Origin of the sequence: Croceibacter atlanticus HTCC2559 (assembly GCF_000196315.1) — a bacterium.
Taxonomy (GTDB): domain Bacteria; phylum Bacteroidota; class Bacteroidia; order Flavobacteriales; family Flavobacteriaceae; genus Croceibacter; species Croceibacter atlanticus.
Map to the genome: position 1 here is coordinate 2,557,286 of NC_014230.1, position 22,808 is coordinate 2,580,093.

At 37.7% G+C, this 22,808-nt stretch carries 23 protein-coding genes and 2 tRNA genes; 6 read left to right on the top strand and 19 right to left on the bottom strand.

The window, feature by feature from the left end:
- Nucleotides 1–66: 66 nt before the first annotated feature.
- From CA2559_RS11575 to CA2559_RS11620, 10 genes are all read right to left on the bottom strand, one after another.
- Nucleotides 67–522: a heme-binding domain-containing protein gene (locus tag CA2559_RS11575; protein WP_013188086.1), complete on the bottom strand. Its 456-nt coding sequence runs from the start codon at nucleotides 520–522 to the stop codon at nucleotides 67–69.
- Nucleotides 523–1,113, bottom strand: coding sequence for a DUF3347 domain-containing protein (locus CA2559_RS11580; RefSeq protein ID WP_013188087.1), 591 nt, complete (start codon nucleotides 1,111–1,113; stop codon nucleotides 523–525).
- Between the two features lie 30 nt (nucleotides 1,114–1,143).
- Nucleotides 1,144–3,573: a multicopper oxidase domain-containing protein gene (locus tag CA2559_RS11585; RefSeq protein WP_013188088.1), complete on the bottom strand. Its 2,430-nt coding sequence runs from the start codon at nucleotides 3,571–3,573 to the stop codon at nucleotides 1,144–1,146.
- A gap of 70 nt (nucleotides 3,574–3,643) precedes the next feature.
- Nucleotides 3,644–4,210 (bottom strand): helix-turn-helix domain-containing protein, encoded by a 567-nt coding sequence (locus CA2559_RS11590; protein WP_013188089.1) that lies wholly within the window; start codon nucleotides 4,208–4,210, stop codon nucleotides 3,644–3,646.
- A gap of 2 nt (nucleotides 4,211–4,212) precedes the next feature.
- The gene (locus tag CA2559_RS11595; protein WP_013188090.1) at nucleotides 4,213–5,430 is read right to left on the bottom strand and encodes a TolC family protein; all 1,218 of its coding nucleotides are present in this window, start codon (nucleotides 5,428–5,430) and stop codon (nucleotides 4,213–4,215) included.
- Nucleotides 5,427–9,179 (bottom strand): efflux RND transporter permease subunit, encoded by a 3,753-nt coding sequence (locus tag CA2559_RS11600; RefSeq protein ID WP_013188091.1) that lies wholly within the window; start codon nucleotides 9,177–9,179, stop codon nucleotides 5,427–5,429. The genes CA2559_RS11595 and CA2559_RS11600 overlap by 4 nt, the downstream gene beginning before the upstream one ends.
- Nucleotides 9,180–9,287: 108 nt before the next feature.
- Nucleotides 9,288–9,707 (bottom strand): HYC_CC_PP family protein, encoded by a 420-nt coding sequence (locus CA2559_RS11605; RefSeq protein ID WP_041241013.1) that lies wholly within the window; start codon nucleotides 9,705–9,707, stop codon nucleotides 9,288–9,290.
- Between the two features lie 575 nt (nucleotides 9,708–10,282).
- Nucleotides 10,283–11,134 (bottom strand): RteC domain-containing protein, encoded by an 852-nt coding sequence (locus CA2559_RS11610; RefSeq protein ID WP_013188093.1) that lies wholly within the window; start codon nucleotides 11,132–11,134, stop codon nucleotides 10,283–10,285.
- Between the two features lie 113 nt (nucleotides 11,135–11,247).
- Nucleotides 11,248–11,661 carry a DUF6691 family protein gene (locus tag CA2559_RS11615; protein ID WP_013188094.1) on the bottom strand — a complete coding sequence of 138 codons (414 nt, stop codon included), beginning with the start codon at nucleotides 11,659–11,661 and terminating at the stop codon, nucleotides 11,248–11,250.
- 2 nt (nucleotides 11,662–11,663) lie between these two features.
- Complete coding sequence (locus CA2559_RS11620; RefSeq protein WP_013188095.1) at nucleotides 11,664–12,221, bottom strand: YeeE/YedE family protein; 558 nt, start codon at nucleotides 12,219–12,221, stop codon at nucleotides 11,664–11,666.
- A gap of 106 nt (nucleotides 12,222–12,327) precedes the next feature.
- On the opposite strand from CA2559_RS11620, the gene CA2559_RS13895 reads away from it, so the two are divergent.
- The 6 genes from CA2559_RS13895 (at nucleotide 12,328) to CA2559_RS11645 (ending at nucleotide 16,234) form a co-directional block, all read left to right on the top strand.
- Nucleotides 12,328–12,483, top strand: coding sequence for a hypothetical protein (locus CA2559_RS13895; RefSeq protein ID WP_013188096.1), 156 nt, complete (start codon nucleotides 12,328–12,330; stop codon nucleotides 12,481–12,483).
- Between the two features lie 169 nt (nucleotides 12,484–12,652).
- Nucleotides 12,653–12,970, top strand: a complete 318-nt coding sequence (locus tag CA2559_RS11625; protein ID WP_013188097.1) for a hypothetical protein — start codon at nucleotides 12,653–12,655, stop codon at nucleotides 12,968–12,970.
- Nucleotides 12,971–13,095: 125 nt separating this feature from the next.
- Complete coding sequence (locus CA2559_RS11630) at nucleotides 13,096–13,494, top strand: DoxX family protein (RefSeq protein ID WP_013188098.1); 399 nt, start codon at nucleotides 13,096–13,098, stop codon at nucleotides 13,492–13,494.
- A gap of 6 nt (nucleotides 13,495–13,500) precedes the next feature.
- Nucleotides 13,501–13,926, top strand: a complete 426-nt coding sequence (locus CA2559_RS11635; RefSeq protein WP_013188099.1) for a sulfur reduction protein DsrE — start codon at nucleotides 13,501–13,503, stop codon at nucleotides 13,924–13,926.
- Nucleotides 13,927–13,928: 2 nt separating this feature from the next.
- Entirely contained in the window at nucleotides 13,929–15,587 is a 1,659-nt protein-coding gene (locus CA2559_RS11640) for a bifunctional metallophosphatase/5'-nucleotidase (RefSeq protein WP_013188100.1), read from the top strand.
- Between the two features lie 11 nt (nucleotides 15,588–15,598).
- Complete coding sequence (locus CA2559_RS11645) at nucleotides 15,599–16,234, top strand: TlpA family protein disulfide reductase (protein ID WP_013188101.1); 636 nt, start codon at nucleotides 15,599–15,601, stop codon at nucleotides 16,232–16,234.
- A 61-nt stretch (nucleotides 16,235–16,295) separates the two neighbouring features.
- Here the strand turns inward: CA2559_RS11645 and CA2559_RS11650 are convergent, their stop codons facing one another.
- The 9 genes from CA2559_RS11650 to CA2559_RS11690 all read right to left on the bottom strand — a co-directional run bounded on the left by CA2559_RS11650 (nucleotide 16,296) and on the right by CA2559_RS11690 (nucleotide 22,768).
- Nucleotides 16,296–17,624, bottom strand: a complete 1,329-nt coding sequence (locus CA2559_RS11650) for an MBL fold metallo-hydrolase (RefSeq protein ID WP_013188102.1) — start codon at nucleotides 17,622–17,624, stop codon at nucleotides 16,296–16,298.
- A 276-nt stretch (nucleotides 17,625–17,900) separates the two neighbouring features.
- On the bottom strand, nucleotides 17,901–18,278 hold the full coding sequence (locus CA2559_RS11655; RefSeq protein ID WP_013188103.1) for a rhodanese-like domain-containing protein: 378 nt from the start codon (nucleotides 18,276–18,278) through the stop codon (nucleotides 17,901–17,903).
- A 65-nt stretch (nucleotides 18,279–18,343) separates the two neighbouring features.
- Nucleotides 18,344–19,219, bottom strand: coding sequence for a sterol desaturase family protein (locus CA2559_RS11660; protein ID WP_013188104.1), 876 nt, complete (start codon nucleotides 19,217–19,219; stop codon nucleotides 18,344–18,346).
- 9 nt (nucleotides 19,220–19,228) lie between these two features.
- Complete coding sequence (locus tag CA2559_RS11665; protein ID WP_013188105.1) at nucleotides 19,229–20,029, bottom strand: sulfite exporter TauE/SafE family protein; 801 nt, start codon at nucleotides 20,027–20,029, stop codon at nucleotides 19,229–19,231.
- A 58-nt stretch (nucleotides 20,030–20,087) separates the two neighbouring features.
- Nucleotides 20,088–20,714, bottom strand: coding sequence for a Crp/Fnr family transcriptional regulator (locus CA2559_RS11670; protein ID WP_013188106.1), 627 nt, complete (start codon nucleotides 20,712–20,714; stop codon nucleotides 20,088–20,090).
- Nucleotides 20,715–20,790: 76 nt separating this feature from the next.
- Entirely contained in the window at nucleotides 20,791–20,994 is a 204-nt protein-coding gene (locus tag CA2559_RS13960; RefSeq protein WP_238524712.1) for a hypothetical protein, read from the bottom strand.
- 134 nt (nucleotides 20,995–21,128) lie between these two features.
- A complete protein-coding gene (locus tag CA2559_RS11680) occupies nucleotides 21,129–22,379 on the bottom strand; it encodes a site-specific integrase (RefSeq protein ID WP_013188108.1) in 1,251 nt (416 codons plus the stop codon).
- Nucleotides 22,380–22,573: 194 nt separating this feature from the next.
- Nucleotides 22,574–22,648 (bottom strand) — tRNA-Pro (locus CA2559_RS11685).
- Nucleotides 22,649–22,684: 36 nt separating this feature from the next.
- Nucleotides 22,685–22,768 (bottom strand) — tRNA-Ser (locus CA2559_RS11690).
- Nucleotides 22,769–22,808 lie beyond the last annotated feature (40 nt).

Consider the following 22,808-nt stretch of genomic DNA (forward strand, 5'->3'; position numbering starts at 1 on the left):
TTGTGCCTGACAAGGGAAGGGCTACTAACTAACCAACCATCAACGTTCCCTTCCCATATCAGGACTTTATTCCAAACTGTCTTTTAACGCTGTTATAAAATCTACTATCAACGTCTTATCTTCATCTGAAAGAATTGCATCCCTGTGAATGAGTGTATAAGAATCCAAGGGCATTTCATCTTCTTCAATTTGGCTTATGATAGACCGAAGTTTACTATTCTTTCGCCTGTCTGAATACTCTGCCCATTCATTAAAATTAAGTTCGTCCTTACCTTCTTGTATGTGGTCTTCCAGATACCAAGCCGAAGGCTGTATCTTACTATACCACGGATAATCTGTATTATTGCTGTGGCAATCGTAGCAAGAAACCTGCAACCTATTTTTTATCGTTGCAGGCACTTGATTTTCGACCATAAAATCACTTTGCGGTACAGTATCTCTCTCGTTCAGGGTTGTTGGAAAGAACTGAATCACAATAAATGCCACAAGGGCAAGCCACGCTATGATTTTTAAAAACTTCAATTAGTTGATTTCTCGCTGTACTTTACCGCATTTCAACATTTTGTCACCGAAATAAGGGTTTCTTATTTCTTCGTTCATACTAAGCCAAGCACCACCCTCATTATTATTATACATAGGGCAGAATTGCTCGTATATCTTCATCTCAGTTCCGGTAATGGCAACCATATCGGTAACATCCTTGCTTAATATCTTAAAGTGCTCACGTTGGTGTGCCATATCACTTTCTGAAATGTGTTCTGCGTGTTCAATTGCGTCTTCCAAAATATCCTTGAGTTCTTGTTGCTCGTTATCTGAATAGCTCGATGCATCAAAACTGCCTAAAGTGCTTGCCAGCGTGGCACCCAATTGTTTTGCTTTGTCATTATTCGTCTCGACAAGTGCATCTTTTAGTTTAAAGTAGTCTTGTAGGACTGCTTTTGCATCTTGGTTGTTATTCATTGCCATATTGTCTTTGTCATCCATAGATTCTTGGTGCATCTCGTTGCTCATAGGTGCAGCAGGTTCATTTTTGTTTCCATCCTTGCAGGAAACCGTTAACACCATTATAGCAGCAAGTGCCATTGTACCTATTGTTCTTTTTACTGTTTTCATTTTTGTTATTTATTTAAGTTAATAATTGTTCTAAAATCTTAATGAGAGTCCACCACCAGCGCCAAAGCGGTTGTCATAGCTTCCCATTAATGAGAAGTCACGGCTCAATACGTATTCAAGTCCAACTTGCCACGTGGTTTCTTCTTCAAAGTCCTGACCTTCGGGTAATTTGCCGTCCCAGCCAAAGTCCATCTGGTATTCATACTCGCCATAAATTCCAAGGTGGGGAAAAATCATAAAGCCCGTACTAAAACTTATCTGTGGACGCAGTTTGCTGTCAATTCTGAAATCTGAATTAATGAGCAATGGCATTAACCATCGTACACCAGCAATAGCGGTTGTGTTTATTTCTTCAAGGCTGTCCTCACCTTCATTCTCTACATTTACACCACCAAAAACTCGGAAGTAATCATTGAGATAGCGCTCGTAGGTAAACTCGGCTTCCAGATTTTTGTTCCATCCATATTCGCCCCTTAGCGCAAATTGATTTCTGATATTTGTTGCAGTAGCGTAAAGCTCGGTCATATGACTTGCAGCCGTGATTTCGCCCCAAGTGAATATGTGGTCTGCTTCGTTGGTAAGGTTAGTAAGTGGGTAGCCTTCTAATCGTTCGTCACGAGGTGTATCGTAACTGAAAACCCTTGCCATACCGCTCATCATATGATAAAGGATGTGACAATGGAAAAACCAATCACCAGTTTCATCAGCGGCAAACTCAAATACGACTTTTTGCATTGGTGCCACGTTAACAGTATGCTTTAGTGGTGAATACTCACCGTTCTCGTTCAATACTCTAAAGAAGTGGCCGTGCAAGTGCATAGGGTGGTGCATCATCGTGAGATTGTTAAGTGTGATACGCACGACTTCGCCTTGCTCGATTTTTATCTTATCTGTTTCTGAAAGGGGCACACCGTTGATAGACCAGACGTAGCGGTTCATATTTCCTGTAAGGTTGAAAAGCATTTCCTTTACGGGCTTATCGTTTTCAAATTCGGTAGGTTCTTTAGCCCTTAAGTAGTTGTAATTGAACTCGGGATTACCACCCGTTTTCATATTATCGCCTACCACTTTATCTTTTGGCACCATATATCCCATTTTCATTTCGCCCATATCCATACCGCCATCCATTTTCATATTGGCCTTGCCTTTGTTCATCTTCATTTCTGACTTGGACATTTTCATTTTATCATCCTTCATATCCATTTTAGAATGGTCCATTTTAGTGTGAGCCATCTTGGTAGAATCCATTTCCATTTCACCCTTTTTCATATTATCATCCATCATAGACATACTATTCATCTGCATTCCGCCCATATCCATTTTGTACTTTTCCATTACTTGAATGGAATCGTTTTTTGAAGGATTAAATTTTGAAGCAGGTGCGCCCATCTTCATACCCATAGACATCATTTGCTTCATATTCTTTATAAGATTAGGTTCTGGAACTACAGGTGCTTCCAGTACATTTCCAGTTCCTATAAATGCCGAAGCTTCGCCAGAACCATCCTGTGCCGTAGCTCTTACTTGAAGTTTTCCACTTTCTGGAATCGTCACTATAAAATCATAGGTTTCGGCAACGCCAATCAAAGTTTTGTTATGTTCTACTGGAACCACATCAAGTCCATCGGCAGATACGAGCATTGGGTCTTCGCCACCAAATGTGAGCCAGAAATAAGACGCTGCGGCTGCGTTTACAAATCGAAGCCTCACGCGCTCGCCGGGCTGAAAATCTGGATATTCCTGTGAAGTACCACCATTGATAAAAAACTTGTCAAAATAATTATCTGAAATAGCCATATCTGGCATACGTTGCCACGCCATCTTTAACTTGGCACCTACTGCGCCTTGGGCAATTAATTTATCCAGACTTTGAACCTGACCTTTTTTAATTAAATACCACTCATTGCCACGCTTCAAATTTTTAAGTTGAGATTGTGGATTTTCATCTACCCAATCCGAAAGCACTAAGACCAAATCTTTGTCATATTCTAAATCGGTTTCCTTTGGATTTATCTGTAATGAACCATACACCCCACGTTGTTCCTGTAACCCAGTATGGGAATGATACCAATAGGTTCCAGATTGTTTCAATGCAAACTTGTATTGAAAGGTTTCCCCTGGACGGATAGGTGGTGTGGTCAAATACGGTACGCCATCGTGGAAATTAGGTAATATCATCCCGTGCCAATGGACAGATGTTTCCACATCCATTTTATTGGTAACGTTGATAATGGCAAACTCGCCTTCGTTGAACTCGAGATTGGGACCAGGTATGCCACCATTAATGGTCATTGCCTGTACATCCTTGCCCGTAAAGTTTACGGTTTTATAATCTATAGTAAGGTCATAAATCCGTTCTGGCCAGTTGTCAACATTTTCTTCAGTTTCATTCGCTACCAATTGGGCTTTTGCACCAAAAGTGATAAGCATTGTTAGAAGTAATGTGATTTTATATTTCATAGTTCTTAATTTTATTTGGATAAAATTACTGCTGTAAATCAACAGCTTGTGTCATAATTATGGTTGTTATCTATACAATTTTGTCCAATGAATTCCTAAAGTTTTTCTGTTGTGATTTATACTCGGTCAGGCTCATACCCGTTTCGCTTTTAAACTGGCCACTCAAATGGTTGATATGGCTATAATCGAGCAGCTGTGCCATTTCTGTAAAGTTGAGTTCCTTGGCCTGTACCAGTTCCTTTACCTTTTCTATTTTCAATTTGATGAAGTACTTCTCAATGGTAATGCCTTCGGTAATTGAAAAGACCTTACTGATTTTAGAATACTCGTGACCCAATGCATCGGCTAAGTGAGCGGATAATTTCTTATCGAGTTCCAAAGGCAATTTTTGTAATGCTTTAATCAGTTCTACCTTAACCTGCTCTGTGAGTTTTTCTTCGGTACTGCCAATTAGGGAAAATCCATTACTTTCAAGTAAAGTTTTCAATTTTTCGATTTCATCATCGCTCTCGATGTTTAGGCGCAAACGACCCAATTCGATTTGTAACAATTCGATAGTTTGTTTATCCAGTACATCCCTTAAAACCTTGATGCATCTATCACATACCATATTTTTTATGTAAAAATCCTTGACCATAATTAATTGATTAGATAGTTAATAATGGCCGATTGTACATAGTACATTTGCACCGACTCGATTTGATTCATCTGAAACTTCAACTGCAATTCCTGAATGTCCAGCACATCGTTAAAATCGATAGTGCCAGTTTCATAATTTTTTACCAGAATTTCTTCGGCATCTTGGGCTTGTTTTAGATTGCGTTCTTGTGTGTAGTAAGCAATGCGAGCTTGGTTGCGTTGTGATTGCGCTTTCGCGAAAGCGGATTCCAGCACATTCAATCGCTGTTCCCTTTGGGTCTCTATTTCTTGCTGTCGCAGTTCATTTTGTTTTGAAATGGATTTGTAGCGGCTATTGAAAATGGGTATAGAAATCGACACCATTGGCATCAATACATCTTTCCCATTATCGCTGAAGTTAACATCGCTACGTTCGGTTACGGGCAAGTAATCCACACCAAAACCAATCATAGGTAAGCTTTCACGCTGGTTGAGTAGTTCAGATTGTGCCACAGATTCATAAAGTTTATCGTATTTGAGCAGTTCAGGATTGAGCGCCAGCGCTTCATTGTCATAAAAAGGGTCTTCCTGCGGAATTTCCATTTCTGGAACTACGTCAACAGTCATCATTGATTCACGGTTGAGCAAATTGTTAAAAGCTGTTTGTTCTGCCGTAAATTCTTCTTCCAAAACTTCCTTTTGTTGCTGTAACTCATTTTGCCGTATTTGAAGTCGCAACACATCTACGGCACTCGCTTTACCTACTTCTACAGACGTGAGTGCAAGTTGCTCATAGGTTTGCAATAGCTGTATATTTTCATCCAGCACAGCTTGCTTGGCACGTATAGAATACAGGCTATAATAGGATTGTGCGACCGAAAGTGCGAGCTTGCGCTTTGCAATCGTGATGTCCACATATTCAGCATCTGCCATTGCGGTGGCATAATTTTCACGAGCTGTAATAGTACCGAACCACGGCAACATCTGTTTTACGCCTATTCGTGCACGTTGCGCACCGACTCTGGTTTCAGGCTCACTCACAAAATAGCCGGCACTCACTTCGGTATTTGGAATCCAGTTGGCTTCATTTACCTTTTCTTCGGCAATATTATAGCGCAGTTCAAAGGCTTGAATTTCTGGATTGTTCGCTTCGGCTTCCTTAATGTAGGATTGTAATTGTTGCGCTTTCGCGAAAGCGGAAACAAACAAGAACACCAGTATATATTTTAATTTCTTCATCTGTTTGCTTTTTTAAGTTGGTATTCCTTTTTCCAGCTATATAGGACTGGCAGTAGGAAATAGGACGTAACATCGATTATCATTCCGCCAAAAATGGGTATCGCCATCGGTATCATTATATCGCTTCCCTTGCCTGTGGATGTAAGTACGGGAAGTAGTGCCAGTACCGTAGTTACAGTAGTCATCAAACACGGACGAATACGTTTACCTGCGGCTTCCAAAGTGGCGAGACGAATGCCCTTTTTATTGTCTGGTTCGTTGCTTTTGAAAGATTGGTCTAAATAGGTGGCCATTACCACGCCATCATCCGTAGCAATACCAAATAGGGCGATAAAACCTACCCAAACGGCTACACTTAAATTGATGGTTTTCATATTGAACAAATCCCGCAGATTTTCGCCAAAAAAGCCGAAATTGAAAAACCAATCTTGTCCGTATAGCCATATCATTATAAAGCCACCAGCAAAGGCCACGGCGATTGCGGTAAACACCATAAGCGATGTGGAAACCGACCTGAATTGGAAATACAAAATCAAGAAAATAACCAGCAAACAAAGCGGTACGACAACCGATAGCGTTTTTTCTGCTCGTAACTGATTTTCATAGGTTCCCGTAAAGCGATAGCTCACGCCTTGTGGTACGACCAGCGAACCGTTATCAATATTTTCTTGAATCAGCGCTTGGGCATTTTCTACCACATCCACTTCGGCATAGCCGTCGAGTTTGTCAAATAGCACGTAGCCAATAAGAAAAGTGTCTTCACTTTTAATGACCTGTGGTCCTTGCTCGTAGCGAATATCTACCAATTCGCCCAGCGGTACAGGACTTCCTTTTTCAACAGGAACATAGATGTTTTTAAGGTCGTCCGGATTTGCCCGTAACTCTCTTGGATAGCGCACGCGCACGGCATAGCGTTCACGACCTTCCACGGTTTGTGTGAGTGGCATACCACCAACTGCCACTTGAAGAATTTCCTGAACATCCATTATGGATATGCCATATCGAGCCAATTGGTCTCGCTTAATATCTATGAGTAGGTACGGCTTGCCCACGATACGGTCTGCAAAAACAGCTTGTTCCTTAACGCCTTCGGCTTGTTTGAGAATGTCTTCCAATTCCAGTCCAAAGTTTTCTATGGACTTTAAATCGGGACCTTTTACCTTGATGCCCATAGGCGCACGCATTCCCGTTTGTAGCATTACCAATCTCGTTTCGATGGGTTGCAACTTGGGTGCCGATGTCACGCCTGGTAATTTGGTCACTCGTACAATCTCGTTCCAAATATCATCAGGACTTTCAATGTCCGGTCGCCAGTTTCGGTAGTACTCGCCATCGTCATCTTCAATCAACTCTTCGCGTGTAGCAGTCGTTTTTAGCGATGTTTCGGCATAGTTGACATTATCATCTATTTCATTATTCGGATTGATAATGAATTTATCGTTTTTCAGTACAAACAATCCATCGTCATTGACCTTGTAACGTTGTCGCTCGCCAGATGTATTTCGCATATATTCAGATTTATACTGAATGACATTCTCATACATCGAGAGCGGTGCTGGGTCGAGTGCGCTTTCGGTTCTTCCCGCTTTTCCTACTACAGTTTCGATTTCAGGGATGCTTGCCACCGCCATATCGAGCTGTTGTAGTACACGCTTGTTTTCTTCAACACCTGCGTGTGGCAAGGATGTAGGCATCAGCAGGAACGAGCCTTCATTAAGCGCTGGCATAAACTCTTTGCCCGTATTTCGCATTATGAGAATACCGAGCGTGAGCACCGTAGCCGGAACTATTAAGAATAGATATCGGTTTTGAAGTGCCCATCGCAAAATACGCTCGTAGTATATCCTGAAAATTGAGAATACACCGAGCAGTCCAAAACAGATAATGGAAACAAATATTAGGTTCATTACTACGCTTCGGTCAAAGCCCAATGGTCGCCAATACGTAGCGAGCAAGAACACTATGGCAACCGATGAAATGATGATGTCAAGCAGGTTTTTGCGCTTTTGCGAAAGCGTACCGCGCATCTTTAAAAATGATGTGATGGCAAAGGCGATTAGAATTAGTCCTAACCAAAAGCCGTAAACGATGGCGAGAATTCCCAATAAAACAAGTGCGCCATTGATGACGTACTGTGTCCGTTCACGCAAATTCGTCTTACGGAAAAGGAATGCCGCAATGGGTGGAATGAGAAACAGCGCAATAATGAGCGATGCCGTGAGTGCCATTGTTTTGGTAAAGGCCAGCGGGCGAAACAGTTTTCCTTCGGCACCTATCATTGTAAATACGGGCAGGAAACTAATTATGGTCGTTAGTACAGCTGTTAGTATAGCACCAGAAACTTCGGCAGTTGCGTTGTAGATGATTTCGTTGGTGGTGTATTCTATTCCGTTTTCTCGAAAGCGTAATTTCTCATCTTCCAAGTGCCTAATCATATTTTCGGCGAGTATTACGCCCACGTCCACCATTGTACCGATGGCAATGGCAATACCTGAAAGGGCGACGATATTTGCATCTACATTAAAGAGCTTCATCGTGATAAAAACCATAAGGACGGCAACCGGCAACAACCCAGATATGAGGATAGATGCACGTAGGTTGAATACCATTATGATGATGACCAGAATGGTAATCAGGATTTCCAAAGTCAGGGCTTCATTGAGCGTGCCCAACGTTTCCTGAATGAGTTCGGTACGGTCGTAAAACGGCACGATGGTTAGTTGCGAAGTGCGTCCATCTGATAAAGTTTTTGTGGGAAGTCCAGAGCTTATTTCGGCAATTTGAGCCTTGACATTATTGATGACTTCCAGCGGATTTGCACCGTAGCGAGCGACCACGACACCACCTACGACTTCGGCGCCTTCCTTATCGAGAATACCACGTCTTGTCGCTGGCCCTAAATGAACATTAGCCACATCTTTGATGCGGATGGAAGTGAAATTTTCAGAATCTACCACCGCATCTTCGATATCTGCGATGGACTTGACGTAACCCAATCCGCGTACGAGGTATTCGGCTTGATTGATTTCGAGCGTTTGTGCGCCTATATCTTGATTGCTCTGTTTGACGGCTTTAACCACATCGCCCATACTCACATTGTACTGGCGCATTTTTTCTGGATCAATGTCCACTTGGTATTCCTGAACATAGCCACCTATGGAAGCTACTTCAGAAACACCACTTGCCGATGACAATCCATATTTCACATAGTAATCCTGTATGCTACGCAATTCCTGTAAATCCCATCCGCCAGTTACGTTGCCGTCTTTATCACGACCTTCCAGCGTGTACCAAAATATCTGTCCGAGACCTGTGGCATCTGGCCCAAGAGATGGATTGACACCATCAGGTAAGAGGTTTGCAGGAAGTGAGTTCAGTTTTTCGAGTATGCGACTACGTGACCAGTAGAACTCGATGTCTTCTTCAAAAATGATATAGATGCTGGAAAATCCAAACATAGAAGAACTACGAATAGTTTTTACGCCTGGAATACCAAGAAGGGAAGTGGTAAGCGGATATGTGATTTGGTCTTCAATATCCTGTGGCGAACGCCCTTGCCACTTGGTAAAAACAATTTGCTGGTTCTCGCCAATATCAGGTATGGCATCAACGGCAACTGGGTCTGTAGGCAAAAAGCCCGTTTCCCAATTAAAGGGTGCGTTGACCACGCCCCAACCCACAAATAGGGCGAGTAGTAGAACGGCAACAAGTTTGTTTTCTATGAGAAATTTAATGCTCTTATTCAGCATAGCATTTGATTATTAGAGTTTTGGAATTACGTGTTGCGGAAAATGGCAAACACGAGTTTTAGCCCACGACAGCGTAGCTGTTGGGCTTCATTCTAAAAATCTAACAAATCAAATTAAGAAAGTCTGGTGCAGCACTTGCACATTCCGTTTGACAAAGGGTCGCGGGTAATCGTTGAAAGGAACTTCTTTAGATTCTGTTCCTTCAAAAAGGTTTATATAAGAATATGTAAAAGCAGCGATGAACGTTTGCTGCTCAAAGGTTAACTTAGTAAAGTCTTGCTTTAAATTATCCTGTCCTTCAATAATTAATTGCTCATCCGAGCAACAGGAATTTTTGGTAAGCATCGGATTTTCACAACCTATACTTGACTGCTCTTTTTCCATTCCACAGGTTTCTGCTGATTGGAAAAATGAAAAATCTACTAATGTATCACCACAATAGTGCATATCTACAGTAAACGACATCGTAGTAAAGAGTACCACGCAAGCCATTAAGATTGCCATTGATTTGTGAATGAATTGTTTCATATAACACAAAAATATATAAATTATATCAATTTGATATGAATTATTTTCCAAATAGTAAAGCTTTGTAAGAGGATTTATCAATTGAAATTGAAGGAATTGCCTTAAAAATATTGAATCTCGGGTATTCGAATTTTACAATTCTTGTGATTGAATTAATGCAATTTTCATCTGCTTTGTGACCGATCATTATATTCATTAAAGATGTGGTTTTAAATTTTACTTCGGCGATGTGGTTTTATTAAGGTTTCACGAAGAAGGCTTAATTCGCTAGGTTCATCATTAAGCTCCCCAAATTCTGGATTTGAGTCTAATTTGTCGTTTAGTTTAGTTCGAGTTTGAATTCTCTTAGGTCGTCTGTGGTGATAATTTGTGTTGGCATTTGTAAAACTTTTAAGGTTATTAAAAAAAATCCCACGACGCCTGCGGGATAACATATGTACCACCAAATCCAGCAAAGCTCTCATTGGTGGCACTTAAGTTAATTTGACATTCGTTTTACAAATATGCTTTGTTTTGGAATAGTTTGTTCACAACCTTTACCCAAGTTGGGTGAAAGTTTAACATTTTAAAAATGGTTAAGATTCTTCTGTAATGACTCTATTTTCAAGAGCTACCATTAAATATTTCATAAATTTACATCTATCCTTTTTTCTTGATTTTAATTCGACATACGTTCTATGAATATTAGATAAATCTGTGTTGAATACTGTCCCAAAAACGTTTGCCAATGTGGTTATACTTATTTTACCATTCTGAATAGCTCTAGATGTTTGAAGAGCATAAATGAGCTCCACTAAATCTATTTTATTGGACGTCCACTCAAGGTTAAATTTGTTTTCATTGCTTGAATCTACTACATAGGCATTTAGTTCTTTGATTCTTAAGGTTTCCAGTTCTTTCTCATAGAACTTCATTATTAAATCATACGCTACAATTTCAGCTCTAAGTTCGTCGTGACTTGTTGAAAAATCAGGATCATAAATACAAGCTGACCGATACGTAATTGGCCAGAGGCTTTTATTTTTTCTTAAGTAATAGTATTCGTCTAATTCGCTTCTACCTTGTTTGCAATAGGTCACAAATTCTGCAAATGGTTTTAATCCCTTTTTTAGCTTTTTAATATTATTATCTACAAGTTGCCGTTGTTGAGTAATAGAACCAGAGCCTTTATAAATAAGATAGCTTTGAATATGTAGGTAATATTTTAAATGCCCATATATGACTGGTTTTTGATATTTAAAAAACTTAACTTCAGCATTAGTTGAATCAAAATTATAAGTGCCAAAAACTTTTCTTATATCTATGATATGTTTTTCACAACAATCAATTGCTATTGATATTATAGGTAGGTTAATTTGATTTATACTATAGTGTTCTTCTATAATATTTATAAATTGATTAAGTAGTTTATTTAGAGCTGCCTCCATTGTTTATCGATTTAAATTAAACATTTTGGGGGCTATTGATACATACAAAAATATGATATATAAAAAAACCAACTATAAATAGTTGGTTTTGCTTATAAGTTTTATAGAGGTCATTAATGTGGTAACTTCTCCTTTATTAGACCATATAAAAAAGTGCCAGCAATTGCACCAAATATTACTACAAGAATTGAAGCATAACCCGCGCCTGCAAGTACATACATAGGACCAGGACAAGCACCTGCCAAAGCCCAGCCCAGACCGAAAATTATACCACCTACTAAATAGCGTATTATGCTTTTATTTTTAGGTTTTAAGCTCATTTCGCTTCCGTTTAGCGGCTTTATATTCTTACGTTTAATTACTTGAATCCCAATAATTCCAAGAACCAAGGCTGAACCTATAATTCCGTACATATGAAAACTTCCAAACTGAAACATTTCATATATGCGGAACCACGAAGCCGCTTCAGATTTAAACATTATGATACCGAAAAAAATACCAATTACTAAATATGTGATGTATCTCATTATTAAAATATTAAAGGATATATTAAATGAATCATTACTAGGCCTCCGATAAAGAAGCCTATCACGGCAATCAACGATGGTAATTGCAAATTACTTAATCCAGAAATGGCGTGACCTGATGTACAACCACCTGCATAACGTGCTCCAAAACCGACTAATAAACCACCTATTAATAATATGGCAATTATAAAAGGGTCACCAAGCGCGTCTGTCGAAAAAATTTCAGGTGGTAAATAAGCCTCACCCGCGCTCTCTATTTGATAATCATTTGAAAGTTGTTGTGCGATTTCAGGATTAATTTCAACTGTATTGTCGCTCATATAATTAGATGCTATAAAACCACCGATAATCGCACCCAGTACGACCATTAAATTCCAGCGTTCTGCTTTCCAATCAAATTTAAAAAAATCTGCTGCCTTTCCTGCACCCACAGCAGCACATGCTGTACGTAGGTTTGAAGACATCCCAAATTGTTTTCCAACAAGCAGTAAAACAAACATTACAAGGGCAATAAGTGGTCCCGCCACATACCAAGGCCAGGGTTGGTAAATCCAATACATATATTAATTTTTAATGCAAAGATGAAGTTTTCAATACTTTGGTACAGTAACAAAGGTTACAGTAACTTCAATTAATTTTTATTAATTTTATATAAAACGAAACGTTATGACACGTAATAAAAAATTAAACTTAATCTCAGTATTACTTGCACTAACCGCTATTGCAATGATTGTGGTGGGTATAGTAATGAAAATTCCAGCACCTGCCATTACTGGTATTGGCTTTCTTTTAATAGTTTGGGCAATTCAAGTATTAAAATAGTTTACTCTTACTTATATTGGCTTGGGCTTTTAAAATTTCTATTTTAAGCAAACTCAATTATTTTCAACTTAGGTAACAAAGGTTACTCACGTAAACTTGTAAATATTCTATTTTTGCTTCAATCGTGAAATCTAAAACTTACATAGCGTTATTTCTTACCTTCATTTTTATGGCGAAATTTATCGTCATTGATGCTAATGGACTGAAGGCTTTGTTTAGCGGAAATGACATATCTTTTGTAAAACTTAATTGTAAAAAGAAAAACTCACCAAAACAGGCCAACAAGACAATCGATTTTTCGCAAGTTGACCTTAGCACTTTACAAGTTGTTATGCTAAATGGTATTTGTACCTCGCAGTTTCAATTTGAACTTTACTCTTGGGAAACAAATATTTCAAGACCTACAGCACTTTTCGACGAACATTTTTCTTCAGTACTAAGTTATCGCTATTTAGATAACGATTCTCCGCCACCACGATTGGTGTAATCACTTTTTTATAAAATTTTAAAATTGGTGCTTCCGTACTGCTCTTTCACACATCATCATTATGGTCTGTTAAACCATTATGGATAAACACCACGCAAATTCAATCATTTTTCACATCACTTATAATGACGACAAAAATTTTAATAAGCCGTCGTTCCATACAACTATTACGCATATTGGTGAGCGGCATATTTCTCGTTGCAGGTTTTAATCACTTGCTTAACATAGAGAAAACTGCCCAACGTATTGAAAAAGCCAGTTTTAAGGGTATTGCCTATTTCTTTGGCGAACCTCAATGGCTAATCATTATTTCTGGTATCGTAATGATATCAGCAGGTTTTATATTCTTGATAGGATATAAAACCAAATGGGCAGCAATAGTTTTGATGGCGGTTTTAATACCCATCACTTTAACGGTTCAAGTAGGGCAAATTACAACCCTTGGACCACTCTTTAAAAATATAGCAATTCTTGGTGGACTTCTTTTTTTTATACTGAATGACACTAATAACCATTTAAAATAAATTAAAATGAAAACAATTTTTTATAGTACAGTAGTAATCGTGATGACTCTTTTTACGAGTTGTGGTTCCTTAGCGCAAAACACTGTAGATACAAACAAAAATAATTATGTGGTACTGACTAAAAAGGTGCCACAATTAGAGCCCATAATTTTAACCGCGGAAGCCTTAAAAGAAGAAGATGGCAGCAATTTTGGTCAATTTGAAGTTATCATTTGCGGCAAGGAAATTGGCGATATTACTGATAGTTCTAAAATGAATGGCTTTATAGTGCGTGCTGAAAATGTTGGTGTAAAATTAGTAGCCTGTGGTTTTTCGCTCAATAAATTTAAAGTTGATACAACCAAAGTGCCCGATGAAATGAAAACTGTCGAAAACGGTATTCTATACAACCTTCAACTTCAGAAAAAAGGATATAATAGTTTAAGTCTATAATTATGAAAATATTTAAGGAAATATTTATTACACCACTTTCGATAATTGGAATACTATTGGTTTTGGTCTCGTGTAAAACGGAGAAATCGAATGTAATGGCAAGTAATAAAACTAAACGAGACACCTTGAGCATTACTGTATTGCAAACTGCCGATATACACGGACAGCTTGATACACATCCCGAATTGTTTTGGGAAGATGAAAACGTGGTATTTAAAACTCGTGGCGGCCTTGCCAATATTAAGACCCTTTTTGCCCGGGAACGACAAAAAAATCCCAATAGAACAATTATAGTTGATGGTGGCGACCTCATACAAGGTAGTGGTTACACGGCTCTGTCTGAAGGTAAGGTAATGCCAGAACTCATCAAAAATATGGGCTATGACGTCATCATCCCTGGTAACTGGGAAGTGGTGTATGGCAAGGACGTAATGATAGATGTGATGCAGGGATATGACACGGATGTTATTGCACAGAATATGTACCACGAAAAAAGCGAGGAACTTTTGTTTCCCGCTTATTCCGTTAAAGAAATAGAAGGTGTTCGGGTTGGCTTTATGGGCATAAACGATCCTGATGTTCCCGTTAGGCAAAATCCGATTTTTAGTAAAGGGATTGCCTTTAGTAGTCTTACCAATGAATTGAAAAAGCAAGTGGATGATTTAAAGGCCAATGAAGACCTGGATGTACTTTTTTTAGTAACGCATCTTGGTGTTTTTAAACAGGTAGAACTCGCCAACAATACCATTTCAGAAAGTGTAGATTACATATTAGGGAATGACACACACGAGCGCGTGCGCAAACCTATACAAGGCAAATTCGCAAAGGTTACCGAACCAGGTGCTTTTGGTTCTTTTGTTGGTAAGCTTACCTTGCATTTTGTGGATGGCACATTGGTGAGTGATGAATATGAACTTATTGATGTTGATCCAAAGGTATTCCCAGCTGATACGAAAGTACAGGCGCTTGTTGATAAGGCAAAAGCGCCCTACGAAGAGCATTTGGAAACAGTGATTGGGTACACAAAGACACCTATTTATCGCTATCTTACTGTTGAAAACCCAATGGATAATATGATTACCGATGCGGCCCGATGGAAAACTGGTGCTGATATATCTATCTCAAATGGTTTTCGTTTTGGCAACCCTATTGTTCCAAAAAACGGGAAGCCTGCACCTATTACTCGTGCAAATCTTTGGAATTTACTACCTGTAAATGAAAAAGTGAAAACAGGAAAAGCCACTGGTAACCAAATAAAAGAGTGGTTAGAAAAAGAAATGCACAATGCCTTTTCACAAAAACCGACTGAGCGATTTGGTGGTTGGTTGGTACGGTTTTCAGGTATGAAAGTCAATTTCAATAGCCAAAACGAACGTGGAAACCGTATCACAGCAATAACGGTTAACGGCGAGCCTATGGAAGATGACGAATTCTACACTATTTCTGCTTGTGTTAGACCAGGCGACCCTATAGATAATCTTTGCAGGATGGCTAATGTGAAAGATGTGGAAGTAATGGATTATACGATTCATGAGGTTGTTGAGGAATATCTCAAAAAGAAATCGCCTGTATCGCCCACTATAGATGGAAGAGCCTATTGTGACTATCTAGGCACTTATTCCTTTTCAACCGTACCCAAAACAAACTATAAATTTCAATAAAAATTTAAGTTATGAATACTAAGAAAGAAAATAAGAATAAAAAGAAACCGTGGATTCAATACGGAATTTTTGCCATAGTGGCCATTTCACTTTACACAACTGGTTTACATACTGAAGTTATAGGTTTCGCTCAACGCGGATTACTCGCTACAGGCTTGATGAATCCTGATATAGAAGAGATTGCGCAGGTAAGAAAGAATGACAAGAACAATGATGAGGCATCAATGCCAAATCTTACCAAAGCAGATTTAAACCTAAAATTGATTGACGCTGAAGGCAAAAAAAGGTCATTAAAAGAATTTAAGGACAAGGTCATATTTTTGAATTTTTGGGCAACTTGGTGTCCGCCTTGTATTGCCGAAATGCCGACCATCGATAAATTACACGAGGAAATGGGTGATGAAGTTGCTTTCATATTATTATCATTCGATGATGATTTTGAAAAGGCTAAAGCTTTTAATAAACGCAAGGGATATGACTTACCAATTTACGCTCCAGCAAGTAATCTGCCAGCTATGTTTCAGTCATCTGCCCTACCTACAACTTATGTAATTGATGCCGATGGAAATATGGCATTAACACATAAAGGTATGGCCGATTACAGTGATCCGAAATTCAAAGATTTTATATTGGATTTAAAAAAGTAAATAACTAAAAACGGCATCAACTTAAAAGTTGATGCCGTTATCTTAATAGTATTTTAGGGTTTTATTTAAACTCTTTGATGTTATCACTTAAATCATAAACGGTTACACCGTTCAGTTTTTTTTGAAGAATACTACTTCCTGCAGCACTGCGATAGCCACCAGCACAATGTACAACAATAGGTTTGTCCGTCGGAATTTCATTTGCTGTGTCTCGCAGTTCGTTTAAAGGATGTGAGATAGCACTATCAAAGAATTTGCCTTCTTCCACTTCACTATTATTACGGATATCTACAATCGTGTACTTGTCAGAATTGTTTTTGAAATCTTCCAAATTCAGTTTTTCGGTTGTTTCCAAATTTTCGTCTGAAATTGTAATTACTTTGTTAAGTAGTTTTTCATAGCCAATTTTTGCTACACGGTGTAACATCGCATCTTTGTTTTCTTTGCTATCAATAACCAGCGTAAATGTATCTTCTGGTTTGATAATAGAACCTAACCATGTTTCAAATTTTGCATTATCTGAAACTGCCTGAATGTTAAAACTGCCTTCAAGATGTCCTTTTTTAAAGGTCTCTTCATCTCGCATATCGACAATAAGGCCTTCACTTATAGCATTTTCAGAAAAAGGGATTTTATCAATGGATGGCTTTAAATCATCTGCACCTACTTTATTGGTATCAACATCAAACCCAAAATAGTGAGGAATAAATGGCTGCCCATCGAGGATGGTATTCATAAACTCTTCTTTGGATTGCTTTTTAAAAGCCCAATTACTCATTCGTTCATTACCTAAAGTACTGCTGGAGGCATCACTCATGTTTTTTCCGCAAAGCGATCCTGCACCATGTGCTGGATATACAAGTGCATCATCTGGTAAATCATTAAATTTATTGGTGATAGTTTCATACATCATTTCGGCAAGTTCTTTACGTTTTGCCTTCGTATTTCCGGACTTTTCACGCAAATCTGGCCGACCAACATCGCCTATAAATAGGGTATCTCCTGTAAACAGAGCAGTTTCTTGGTCTTCAGTTGCTACGATAGTAATACTGTCTGGCGAGTGCCCTGGTGTGTTAATCGCTTTTAGTTTCACACTACCCAATTGGATACTATCGCCTTGATCAAATGTGTTGTGTGGGTAATCTGCTCCCAGCTTCTCACTGTTGTAAATAATTGCTCTTGTTTTTTTGTGAATTTCTAGATGTGAACTTACAAAGTCTGCATGGGGATGAGTTTCAATTATCGCTTCAATTTCTGCATTGTTAGCTTTTGCGAAAGCGTAATATTGCTCGGGATTACGTTCTGGATCAATAACCGCCATTTTTCCATCACTTATAACTGCATAAGAATAATGGGCAAGTGGCTTATATTCAAATTGTTTAATTATCATAATAAATTATTTTTTATATAAAATTAAAAAAGATTATACCAAATTGCAGTAACCTTTGATACATAACCTTAAATTTAAAAAAAAGAATCTTTTTTGTAAATGTTTACCAGCCTCTATAAAGTAAATAACTTTTAATCCTTTTGATTACCATATAAGTATATGTGTAGAAAAATAGTTAGAGGTATTAATTATCGAAACTTTGATCTCAATAAACTCCTAAAATAATGTATGGAAAAAATTCACTTTTTGTTATACAATACTACAATTCATATTTACTCAATATTTTTTATAAGGCCATCCCATATAGCCTCCTTTTAAATCATAGATTTTTTTAAACCCTAATAAATCTAATTTTTTAGCGGCTTGTAGGCTACGATTGCCTGAACGACAATAGAGATAAACAGGCTTCTCTTTATCTAACTTATTAAACTTTGAATTGAAATTTTCTTGCTGAAAAAAATCAATATTTAAAGCGTTTTCAATTGCGCCTTCATTGTACTCTTTTTCTGTACGAACATCGACTAATTGAACATCATTATTTGAAATAGCATTATAATATTCTGTTGCTGTTAGGATTTTTATCGCTTTATTAGATTGCCCGTTGGCGCCAAATAGTGTGCTTAATAGTGTCATAATTATAATATATTTTTTCATTAATAGAAATTTATTTTCAGTGTAAAGTCATATTACATTGTACTGGTAATTTGTAACTTATGTTACTATTGTTGCTTTTTAAATGGATAAATAATTTGGCTAGAAAACGTCTTGGGAAAATCGTTGTCATTATGAAAGCCTATCTCTATATCCCGACCACTTTTTGGCACATAAGCTGTCCCAAACAGGTAGTCCCAAAGGCTCAATCTTAGACCATAATTCATACCGTAAGGGTGTTCTTTTGGCAATGCTTTTGAATGATGCCAAATATGCATACGAGGATTATTGAAAACGTAGCCTAATTTTCCATAACTCCAATCAAGATTTGCGTGATTTAAATGACCAATAAAAACGGTAAACATATGGACCACGAAGAATTGCTCGATACCAAATCCTATCATCGCAAGTGGTAAATATTGAATTGTTTTGTAGACAATTGTTTCCATAAAATGGAAGCGAAATTGAGCAGCAAACCCCATTTGTTTAACGCTGTGGTGTACTTTATGAAACTTCCACAACCAAGGTATTCTATGCAACATTCTATGGACGTTCCATTGAACAAAGTCTGCAATGAAAAACATTATCAACAATTGTGTCCAAACTGGAAGTGTATCTACATTAATTGCTACAATATTTTCCCACCCCCAAATTCCGATTATATCGGCAAATAATTCTACTCCTACATTAGATAGTGCATTGTAACCGATGAGTGAAAACAAGAAAAAGTTGAATAGTATATAAAAAGCATCGAGCCAGAATCCATTTCTAATTACAGGCTGTTTCTTTCGCCAAGGCACAATAATTTCCAACAGAAACACGACTAGAGACACCCCTAATAACCAATAAAGATAATTGGTCCAAGATGGATTTGAAATTTCTTGGATAAGGTAATTGTAATACCCTAGAAAAGATTCTTTTATTATTTCAACGTATTTATTCAATAGTTTCAGTTATGCAGTTAGTTCTTTGTATATAATGTAGATACCCATAATGAGAACAAACCACCCAAAGGCTTTTTTTAATTTCTTTCCGTCGATGAATTTGTTCAGCCAGATTCCAATAAATATTCCGATAATTGAAAGCCCTGTAAAAATGAGCAAGAATGGCCAGTCAATATCCAAATTCTGTACATCGCCTAAAAATCCAATTAGCGATTTAATTGCGATAATGAACAAAGAAGTAGCTACTGCTTTTTTCATTGGCAATTTTGCCAATAACACCAAGGCCGGAATTATCAAAAAACCACCACCGGCACCTACGATACCCGTTATGGCTCCTACGATTATACCTTCGGCAATGATAAGTGGATAGTTGTATGTAATTTCGGCTTCTTCATCGGTTTCTTTGCGCTTATTACGTATCATAGATACTGAAGCAAGTAACATTATAAATGCAAAAAAAAGCATTATGGCCAAGTTCTTTGTGACCATAATATTTCCTATCTGAAATAATTCATCTGGAATTGCAGGAATTAAAAAAGCACGTGTGATATAAACAGCAATAAAGGCTGGAATGGCAAAAATAATGGCCGTTTTGAAATCGACCATTCCTTTAGTTATATTTTTTATAGCTCCTACCAAGGATGTTGTGCCTACTACAAAAAGGGAATAAGCTGTTGCAATTACGGGGTTAAGCGTGAGTGCATAAACTAAAATTGGTACAGTTAAAATTGAACCACCACCACCTATTAAACCTAATACGAGTCCTATAAAAAGTGCTCCGATAAATCCTAAAATTTCTAGAAGTTCCATTTGTATTTTGATTATAAACAAATGTAAGACTAGAATAATTTAAACTATGTAACTGATGTTACAAGACTTCAATAAAACTCCTATGTAATTTGACTAAATGGTTGTTTTCCATTTTTTTTAGGAGCCTTGAAATTACAACTCTACTAGTATGAAGATCATATGCAATTTCTTTATGAGTTGTGTATATATGTTTACTATTTAAAATTTTAACTTTATCAAAAATGTAATTCCCTAAGCGTTCATCCATATTGTTAAATGCTATATTATCGACACTTTCAAGAAGTTCCATCATTCTGTTGTGATAACTTGTAAATACAAAATTGCGCCAAGTACTATATTTACTTGACCATTCTTCCATTTTTTCAATTGGTATCATTAGAAGTTTTGCAGGTGTTTCTGTTACCGCATGTATTTCACTTTTAGTGTTACCCATACAACAAGTCATAGACATTGCACAAGTATCACCTTTCTCTAAATGGTAAAGTAATAGTTCATCGCCGTTAGAGTCTGGTCGCATTATTTTTATACTTCCAGATAGTAACAAAGGCATAGTTTTAATGTATTGACCAGGTCGTATCAAATCTTTACCTTCAGGAACTTCAACAAATGTTGCCACCTGGTTAATTTCACTTATAAGTTCAGGTTCGAACTGACCACCGTAATATTCTTTAAGTTCTTGAATCATGTTTTACTTGTTTAGCGATAATAGAATTATATTTAAAATAGAAATAAGCCCAAATAGAATTCGATACTGCACCTATCTAGGACATTGTAAATAGCAACGCTTCTACAATACTTAAAAGATGCCCTAACGAGCCAAAATCCAATCCAAATATGAGTGTAAGTACATAGGTGGTAATTGCAATTTCTGTACCATAAGACACATACCTAGATCCCGTATAAAACGTTGGTTCAATACTGTGTTTAAGCCCAAATTTTGGATGCTTAACTGTAACTTTGTTCATATTAGAAAATTTGTAAGAGTTTACTTCTAAAAACTTTCCTTGTCGAGATTGTGGGCACTTTAAATACAAGACGCTATAGATTATCGTTTTTTTTTAAAGGTATTAATATTGTCAACTAAAAAGTGTAACCGATGTTACATAACTTGTTTCTTATTATTAATATCTATTTTATCTCTCAATTCATCACGAAGTTTATTCATATCATTACTTACTTTACTTTCAATAACACGTGCATAAATCTGAGTTGTAGATAGCTTAGTATGTCCTAGTAATTTTGAGACTGTTTCAATCGGCACGCCGTTAGACAAAGTTACCGTCGTCGCAAAGGTGTGTCGAGCGACGTGAAACGTTAGTTTCTTTCTTATGCCAAGCTCTATTGCAATTTCCTTTAAGTATTTGTTTGTTTTTTGGTTTGAATACACTGGTAACAGTAATTCGGAATCCATCATTTTTTCGGCATACCTCGATAGGAGTTTCTCAGGAATTGGCAGAAGCGGAATCTTAACTGGCGTATCTGTTTTCTCACGTGCCGTATAAATCCAATTACTGCCATCAATACCTCTCACGATATGATCTTGGCTGAGGTTTTTAACATCTATCCAAGACAAACCTGTGTAACAGGCGAAAATGAAGACATCTCGTGTTTGAGTTAAAGCTGTTCTATGCGAAGTGAATTTGATAAGCTCCTGAACTTCAACTTCGTCTAGGAATTCGCGCTCCACTTTGGTAAATTTTAAAGAAAACTTCGCGAAAGGTTCTTTGGCAACCCATTCTAATTTCTGTGCTAAATTCATTAGCTTTTTTAGTCGCTCGAGGTGTTTCATCACACCATTGTTGCTGGGAGTTGGTCTGTGAGTTTTACTTTTAAATGTGCGCAGGAAATGCTCAAATTCGGTTATGAAGCTATAGTTTATATGCTTAAGAAATACATCGTCAGTTTTCATTTTTGTTTTGAGGAACTTCTTAAGATACTTGGAAGTCGTTTTGTAATTTTTCAAAGTTCCCGGCTTGAGAATTGTTCTCATTTTATCCTCGTGGTAAGTGAGGATGTCTGATAATTTCTTGAATGTATCATCTACTCCTAGATATCTCGCCTTTATAGCTTGTGCGGTTATAACTCGCTGTTCATCTTCCAATTGTTTATGAACTTCAAGAAGACGGCGGTTTACTTGATTGATATAATCGTTGAGTTGTCGAGCATCTGCAGAGTGTCCTTTTACTTTAGATTGCGAGGTATCCCATTTGGTAGCCTCGACTTTACGTTTTAGACTTAAGTAAACTCGTTTTTTATTGACTGTGATACGGACATATAATGGTGCAAGACCATTTTTTTCCTGATTGAGTTTTGGCAGGAAATGCAGTCCTAATGTGGCTTTTGAGCGCATAGCTGTCGTATTAAGTTAAACTTATACGAATGTCAAGTCAGTAATTGCTCTTTAGATTAAAGCTAAAAAATTGGTAGCCTTTTTAGTAACATTTTATATGATATTGTATCAAATTCTATGATACCCTAAAAACTACAAAAACCTGTTAATCATACGATTAACAGGTTTTTAATGCCATTTGTAATGGCTTTTAGTCGGGGTGGCAGGATTCGAACCTGCGGCCTCCTCGTCCCAAACGAGGCGCGATAACCGGGCTACGCTACACCCCGAAAAATATGTTGTGTGCCGGTAATTATAAATTTCAGCGGAGAGACAGGGACTCGAACCCTGGCGACCCTTGCAGGTCGACAGATTAGCAATCTGCTCCATTACCACTCTGGCACCTCTCCAATGTTTTTCTAAGAACTTGCGCTTGTTTCATTAAGCGGA